Genomic DNA, 7230 nt, shown 5'->3' with positions numbered 1-7230 from the left:
GCAGGCACCAAGCCCGCAACTGCGGTTCACGCGGGAAGCCGTCTGCGGATTTCGCGGGGCGAGGAGCGGTTTGAAGTCGACGTGCGCGACGTCAGCGAGCGTCGCGGTCCCGCGAGCGTCGCGCAGGCGTTGTATGCGGAGACTGAAGCGAGCGCGCTGGCGCGCGCGAAGGCGGCGGAAGAGCGTCGCCTGCACAACGCCGGCTACGCGAGGCCGACGACGAAACCGGACAAGCGCGCACGCCGCCTGATTCATGCGCTCGGCGACATCGACGCGTTTTAGCCATCCGCATCCGATCGCGCATCACGCGGTGCGAACGGGTTAGACTCCGCCCCGCCTGAGGTGACTGCCGGCGTTGAGCCGGCGGTTGAAACGGGAATCCGGTGCCGCGCGATCTGCGTTCGAGATCCGCCCATTCCGGAGCTGCCCCCGCAACGGTAGGCGAGTTGTCGGTCCGCACGAAGCCACTGTGGTCACACACGGGAAGGCGCGGATCGCGAAGGGTCAACCCTTCACTCGCGAGCCCGGAGACCGGCCTTTGGCATAACCCGACACGCGGTGGGCTTGTGTCCAGGGCTTGCTGCGCACGCATGCATGCACCTCGCTTCCTGCCGCTTGTTCCGATGTCATCGACACCGCGCGGGCAGGCGCGGCCAAGGAGCACGCAATGCAATTCCCCATCCCTTCACGTCGCCTATTCGCATTGGCGCTGGCGTCGCTGTCTGCGTTTTCACCGGCATTCGCCGACGAGGCGCCCGCCGACCTCGACGTTGTCGTCGTCACCCCGACCCGCACCGAACAGACCGAAGCGGACACCCTGTCTGCGCTGACGGTGATCGATCGCGCCGACATCGATCGGCTGCAACCACTGTCGCTGCAGGATCTCCTGCGCGGAACGCCCGGCCTTTCGATCACGAACAACGGTGGTCCCGGAAAGAACACGTCGTTCTTCCTGCGCGGCACCGAAGCGGGCCACGTGCTGATCCTGATCGACGGCGTGAAGATCGGTTCGGCAACGGTCGGTTTGCCGGCGATCCAGGACATTCCGGTCGACCAGATCGAACGCATCGAGATCGTGCGCGGTCCGTTCTCGAGCCTGTACGGTTCGGAAGCGATCGGTGGCGTCATCCAGATCTTCACGCGGCGAGCGGAAGGCCCGTTTGAGCCGAACTTCAGCATCGGCGCCGGCAGCTACGGCGAGCGACGCGCGGATGCGGGAATCGCCGGACGCGGCGATCAGGGCTGGTACTCGGCGCAGGTCGCGCATGCCAACACCGACGGCATCAATTCGTGCCGTGGCCAGGCCGACCCGGGCGCTGGCTGCTTTACCGATGAACCCGATCGCGACGGGTACCGCAACAACTCGATCAGCCTGGCGGGTGGCTATCGCTTCAATCCGGCGTGGGACGTCGATGCGCACGTTCTTCGCACAGACGGTTACAGCGAGTTCGACGGCACGTTCACCAACCAGACCTCGACCGAGCAACACGTTGCCGGTGCGCGCGTGCGTTACCGCCCCATCGACGCGTTGACGCTGTCGCTCAACATCGGGCAAAGCGCGGATCTCAGCGACAACTTCGAGAGCGGCGCCGATGCCGGCACATTTGATACGCATCGTGATCTCGGATCGTTGCAGGGTGATTGGCGCGTTGGTGGAGGCACGCTGACGCTCGGCTACGACTGGCAGCGCGACAGGATCGACAGCGATACCGACTATGACGTCAACCGACGCATCGACGATGCAGTGTTCGGCCAGTGGTTGCAGACGTTCGGATCGCAATCCGTGCAGATCGGCGCGCGTCACGACGACAACAGCCAGTTCGGCGGAAAGACCACCGGAAGCGTGTTGTGGGGCTGGCAGTTCGACCCCGCGATTCGCCTGACCGCGAGTGCGGGTACCGCGTACAAGGCACCCAACTTCAATGACCTCTACTACCCGTTCTTCGGCAACCCGGATCTGCGCCCCGAAAACTCGCGCAATTTCGAACTCGGCCTGCGGGGCACTCCGGGTTGGGGGCACTGGTCGGTCAACGCATTCGAGAACCATGTCGACGACCTGATCGCCTACGACGCGGCGCTCTTCGCGCCGAACAACGTCGCGCGCGCGCGCATCCGCGGCGTCGAAGGCGTGCTCGGCTTCACGTGGGCCGAGTGGGCGTTCGCCGGCACCGCGACGTGGCTCGATCCGCGCAACGACAGCAACGATGACAACCACGGCAATGTGTTGCCACGTCGTGCGCGTGAAAGCGTGCGGCTGGATGCCGATCGACGCTTCGGCGCGTTCAGTGTCGGCGCCAGCCTGTATGCCGCCGACCAGCGCTACGACGATGCCGGTAACACGAACAAGCTCGGGGGCTACGCGCTGACGGACCTGCGCATCGCCTACCGTTTCAGCGAGGCATGGAAGCTCCAGCTCAACGCCAACAACGTTTTCGATCGCAGCTACGAAACTGCGCAGTGGTACAACCAGCCTGGGCGCAATTTCATGCTGACGGCAAGCTGGCGGCCTGCGAGTCGCTGACATTGGTGCGATGTGCTTTCGACAAAGGATGACGCCATTCCCGGGAAAGCGGGAATGGCTCTGCGTCAGCGAGTCACAGCACGACGCTGCAACCCCTCACTCCGTCATTCCCGAGAACGCGGGAATCGCTCTGCGTCAGTGAAGCAACGCATCACGAGGCAACCACCCCACGCCGTCATTGCCGTGAAAGCGGGAATGACGGCGTGAGTCAGGCTCAAAACCGCGGGCGATCTGTCATGGTGTTGCAGCGCGATTCCCGCGTTCGCGGGAAGGACGTCGGGAAGGTATGGATGCTGCGACTCCGAATCACGGCACCAGTTTTTTCAGGCGATACACCACATCCAGCGCTTCGCGCGGTGTCAGCGCATCCGGATCGATTGCGCGCATTGCTTCGTCGAGGGGCGATGGCGTGCTGGCAGCGAACAGCGCCAGCTGAGGGGATTCGTTTTTCGAGTGAATGCCCCCGCGCGCAGTTATCGCTGCATCCCCGCGTTCGAGCAACTCGAGCGTGCGGCGCGCATCGGCAATCACCGCTTTCGGCAGTCCGGCGAGCGCCGCGACCTGCAGCCCGAAACTGCGGTTCGCCGGGCCTTCCTTTACCGCGTGCATGAAAACCAGTTGCTCGCCGTATTCGACCGCATCGAGATGCACGTTCGCGATGCCGTCGAACTCGCCGGCGAGCGCTGTCAACTCGAAATAGTGCGTGGCGAACAAGGAGTACGCACGGTTGATCTTCGCCAACGCGATCGCGCTGGCGCGCGCCAACGCGAGACCGTCGTAGGTCGAGGTGCCGCGACCCACTTCGTCCATCAGCACGAGGCTCGATGCGGTCGCGTTGTGCAGGATATTCGCCGTCTCGCTCATTTCGACCATGAAGGTCGACTGGCCACGCGCGAGGTCGTCGCCGGAACCGATGCGCGTGAAAATGCGGTCGATCGGCCCGATCGTCGCGGCGTCGGCCGGTACGAAGCTGCCGACGTGGGCGAGCAGCACGATGAGTGCCGCCTGTCGCATGTAGGTCGATTTGCCGCCCATGTTCGGTCCGGTGACGACGAGCATTCGCCGTGCATCGTTCAAGACGAGATCGTTCGGCTCGAACGGTTCTTGGCGCACCTGCTCGACCACCGGATGACGTCCGCGCACGATGTGGATGCCGCCGGTGTCGGCGAGGGTAGGGCGGTTCCAGTCGAGCGCATCCGCGCGCTCGGCGAGATTCGCAAGCACGTCGAGTTCGGCGACCGCTGCGGCAGCCAGCTGCAGCGGCGCGAGTTGTTCGAGCAGCGCTTCGAGCACGCTCTCGTACAACGCGCGTTCGCGCATCAACGATCGCTCCCGTGCCGACAGCACCTTGTCTTCGAACTGTTTCAGTTCCTCGGTGACGTAGCGCTCCGCGCCCTTGATCGTCTGACGTCGCGTGTAATGCAGCGGCGCCTTGTCCGACTGGCCCTTGCTGATCTCGATGTAATAGCCATGGACGCGGTTGTACCCGACCTTCAGAGTCGCGATGCCGCTGGCCGACTTCTCGCGTTCCTCCAGATCGATCAGGAACTGATCGGCGTTGGTCGACAGCAGTCGCAACTCGTCGAGCTCCGCATCGAAACCCGCGCAAATGACGCCGCCATCGCGCGCAAGCACCGGCGGAGTTTCGACGATGGCATCGGAGAGAAAGCGGGCCGTTGGATCGTGCTGGCCGAGCCGCGTGACGAGCGCGTCCAGCAACGGACTGTCGCAGGCAGCCAGCGCTTCGAGGAGGCGCGGTGCGAGCGCCAACCCGTCACGCAGCGTCGACAGGTCGCGTGGACGTGCCGATCGCAACGCAACGCGCGCGAGGATGCGTTCGAGATCACCAATACCGCGCAGGATTTCACGCAGACCTTCGTGTCGTCGATGATCGATCAACGTCTCGATCGCCTGGTGGCGCAGTTGCAGCGCGCTGCGCTCACGCAGCGGACGATGCAGCCAGCGCCGCATCAGACGCGCACCCATCGGTGTAATGGTGTGGTCGATGATGCCGAGCATGGTGAAGTCGCGATTGCCGCTTGCGTGCGTATCGAGTTCGAGATTGCGGCGCGTCGCGGCATCCATCGCGATGGTGTCGTCCGCGTTCTCGACTGCAAGGCCAGTGAGATGGGGCAGCGCTGATTTCTGCGTCTCCTCGACATAGCCGAGCAGTGCGCCCGCTGCCGCGATGGCCAGGGGCAAACCGTCAGCGCCGAAGCCGGACAGGTCGCGCGTGCCGAAGAAGCGCGCGAGCTCACGTTGTGCGGTCGAGCCATCGAAGTGCCACGGAGCGCGCTTGCGCAATCCGGGCAGACTGGTGACGAACGCCGGCCATGCGACGTCTTCGCCAACCAGCGTCTCCGCCGGAGTCAGCCGCGCGAGTTCCGCGGCGAGCGCTTCCGCGTCGCGCACTTCGCTCAGCAGGAACCGTCCCGACGACAGGTCGATCCACGCCAGCCCGAATCCCGCCGAAGCGCTTTCTTTCGGTGATGAAGCCAACGTGCCGCGTGCGGCGATTGCGAGCAGGAGATTGTCGCGACGTTCTTCGAGCAGTGCGGCGTCGGTGACCGTGCCGGGCGTGACGACCCGAACGACCTTGCGCTCGACCAGTCCTTTCGCGAGCGCCGGGTCGCCGATCTGCTCGCAGATTGCGACGGATTCCCCGAGTTTGACGAGCCGAGCGAGGTATCCCTCGGCTGCGTGGTGCGGCACGCCGGCCATTGGAATCGGTGCGCCGGCCGACGCGCCGCGCTGTGTCAGCGTAATGTCGAGCAGGCGAGCGGCTTTTCGAGCATCGTCGTAGAACAACTCGTAGAAATCGCCCATGCGGAAAAACACGAGCGTGTCGGGATACTCCGCCTTCGCCGCGAAGAACTGGCGCATCAACGGTGTATGTTCGCCGGACAGGGAAGCAGGCGAGGGGCTTTCGTTCATTGCGGAAGGATTCGCCGATTCGGTGGTGGTTCACTGCAGCGCGGCATTGTGCCGGAGTGGCACGGCGTGTGGCGCAATCGGCGTTTGTCGATTGACGGTTTCCCCGTTCGACGTATGCCATGGAAGGCCGGCAGCGCGCCGGTTCAATCGACACAGACCTGGCGGAGAACGAAAATGCGATTCATGGTGATCGTCAAGGCAAGCCCCGATTCCGAAGCCGGCGTGATGCCGAGCCAGAAGTTGTTGACCGAGATGGGCCAGTTCAACGAAGAACTGGTGAAGGCGGGCGTTCTGCTGGCGGGCGAGGGGCTCCACCCGAGTTCAAAAGGTGCGCGCATCCGCTTTTCCGGCGCTGGTCGCAATGTGATCGAAGGGCCGTTTGCCGAGACGAAGGAACTCGTCGCCGGTTTCTGGTTGCTGCAGGTCACATCGAAAGCGGAAGTGATCGAGTGGATGAAGCGCTGCCCGAATCCGTCCGGGCACGGCGATTCGGAGATCGAGATCCGCCAGGTGTTGGAGCCTGCGGATTTTGGCGGAGCCCTGACGCCGGAACTGCGTGAGCAGGAGGCGGCGCTCCGGTCCAGGATCGACTCGACGACGTAGCACAAGCCGCGTCCGGGCGATCGAAGGAATCGAACGATTGTGAATGTCGATCGGGTTGTCTCCCGATCGTCTTTACCTGAAAGAGCGTCGCGGGCACTTGAAGTCCCACGAATTCCCACTGAACCCTGCAAGGAATCGAACATCATGCAATTCCCGACGAATCGACGTCCCTCGGTGATCTGCCTGTCTGCATTGGCGGCAGCACTCTGCGCAGGAGTGGCAGCGCATGCGGCGCCCGTCACGTACCAGATCGATCCGAGCCATACCTACCCGAGCTTCGAGGCCGACCACATGGGCGTGTCGATCTGGCGCGGCAAGTTCGACCGGTCGAAGGGTCACGTGATGCTGGACCGCGATTCGGGAACCGGAAGCGTCGACATCGACATCGATCTCTCAAGCGTGGATTTCGGCGAGAAGAAACTCGATGCGTGGGCGATCGGCAAGGATTTCTTCGACACATCGAAATTTCCGCATGCCACATACAAGGGCAAGCTCGACGGTTTTGCGAACGGCGCTCCCACCAAGGTCGTCGGCGAACTCAACCTGCATGGGGTGACGCGTCCGGTCGAGCTCAGGATCAACAGTTTCAAGTGCATCCCGCATCCGATGTTCAAACGCGAGATGTGCGGCGCCGACGCGTTCGCAACCTTCGATCGCGAGGCGTTTGGACTCACCGCGGGCAAGGACTACGGATTCCGGATGGACGTGTCATTGCGGATCCAGGTCGAAGCACTGGCGGGGACGACGGCGGCGGACGTGAAAAAGCCGTGAGCGATTGCTGTAAATCCCGTCGATCATCGAGGAGCGTTCCATGTTGAAAATCATTCTTGGCGTCGTCGTGCTGGCGATCGCCGTTGTTCTCGTTCTTGCAGCGATGAAGCCCGATGTGTTCCGCCTCGAACGGAGCGCGCAAATCAAAGCTCCGCCCGACAGGATCTTCGGGCTGGTCAACGATTTCCACAGCTGGGCCGCGTGGTCGCCGTGGGAAAAGATGGATCCGGCGGTGCAACGCACGTTCAGTGGGGAGCCGAGCGGGAAGGGCGCAGTGTATGCATGGAAGGGCAACAGCAAGGTGGGCGAAGGGCGGATGGAAATCCTCGAGTCGTCGCCGTCGCGCATCGTGATCAAGCTCGATTTCGTTGCGCCGTTCGAGGCCCACAACACGGCCGAGT

The 7230-nt window shown here is 63.6% G+C and carries 6 protein-coding genes and 1 riboswitch; of the genes, 5 read left to right on the top strand and 1 reads right to left on the bottom strand.

Features of this window, described 5'->3' with window-relative positions; genetic code table 11:
- Positions 1 to 282: RNA-binding protein (locus tag ABIV12_RS08080; RefSeq protein ID WP_348058072.1), on the top strand; the 282-nt coding region annotated here is incomplete at its 5' end.
- Positions 283 to 323: 41 nt separating this feature from the next.
- Positions 324 to 555: riboswitch (cobalamin riboswitch) on the top strand.
- 112 nt (positions 556 to 667) lie between these two features.
- On the top strand, positions 668 to 2521 hold the full coding sequence (btuB, locus tag ABIV12_RS08075) for a TonB-dependent vitamin B12 receptor (RefSeq protein WP_348058070.1): 1854 nt from the start codon (positions 668 to 670) through the stop codon (positions 2519 to 2521).
- A gap of 306 nt (positions 2522 to 2827) precedes the next feature.
- Here the strand turns inward: btuB and mutS are convergent, their stop codons facing one another.
- Positions 2828 to 5455, bottom strand: a complete 2628-nt coding sequence (gene mutS, locus ABIV12_RS08070; RefSeq protein WP_348058068.1) for a DNA mismatch repair protein MutS — start codon at positions 5453 to 5455, stop codon at positions 2828 to 2830.
- Positions 5456 to 5629: 174 nt separating this feature from the next.
- Here mutS and ABIV12_RS08065 point away from each other — a divergent pair, with 174 nt between their 5' ends.
- The 3 genes from ABIV12_RS08065 to ABIV12_RS08055 form a co-directional block, all read left to right on the top strand.
- Positions 5630 to 6058: a YciI family protein gene (locus ABIV12_RS08065; protein ID WP_348058066.1), complete on the top strand. Its 429-nt coding sequence runs from the start codon at positions 5630 to 5632 to the stop codon at positions 6056 to 6058.
- Between the two features lie 144 nt (positions 6059 to 6202).
- Complete coding sequence (locus tag ABIV12_RS08060) at positions 6203 to 6829, top strand: YceI family protein (RefSeq protein WP_348058064.1); 627 nt, start codon at positions 6203 to 6205, stop codon at positions 6827 to 6829.
- A 40-nt stretch (positions 6830 to 6869) separates the two neighbouring features.
- Positions 6870 to 7230 (top strand): SRPBCC family protein (locus ABIV12_RS08055; RefSeq protein ID WP_348058062.1); only part of this gene is annotated, 361 nt, incomplete at its 3' end.

This window comes from Dokdonella sp. (assembly GCF_039926425.1).
In the GTDB taxonomy this organism is placed as follows: Bacteria; Pseudomonadota; Gammaproteobacteria; order Xanthomonadales; family Rhodanobacteraceae; genus Dokdonella_A.
This window is presented reverse-complemented; position numbering and strand designations above follow the sequence as displayed.

Excerpts from the sequence above, each read along its gene's own strand:
- ABIV12_RS08060 (WP_348058064.1), top strand. The coding sequence starts at position 6,203 with ATGCAATTCCCGACGAATCGACGTCCCTCGGTGATCTGCCTGTCTGCA.
- mutS (WP_348058068.1), bottom strand. The coding sequence starts at position 5,455 with ATGAACGAAAGCCCCTCGCCTGCTTCCCTGTCCGGCGAACATACACCG.
- ABIV12_RS08065 (WP_348058066.1), top strand. The coding sequence starts at position 5,630 with ATGCGATTCATGGTGATCGTCAAGGCAAGCCCCGATTCCGAAGCCGGC.
- btuB (WP_348058070.1), top strand. The coding sequence starts at position 668 with ATGCAATTCCCCATCCCTTCACGTCGCCTATTCGCATTGGCGCTGGCG.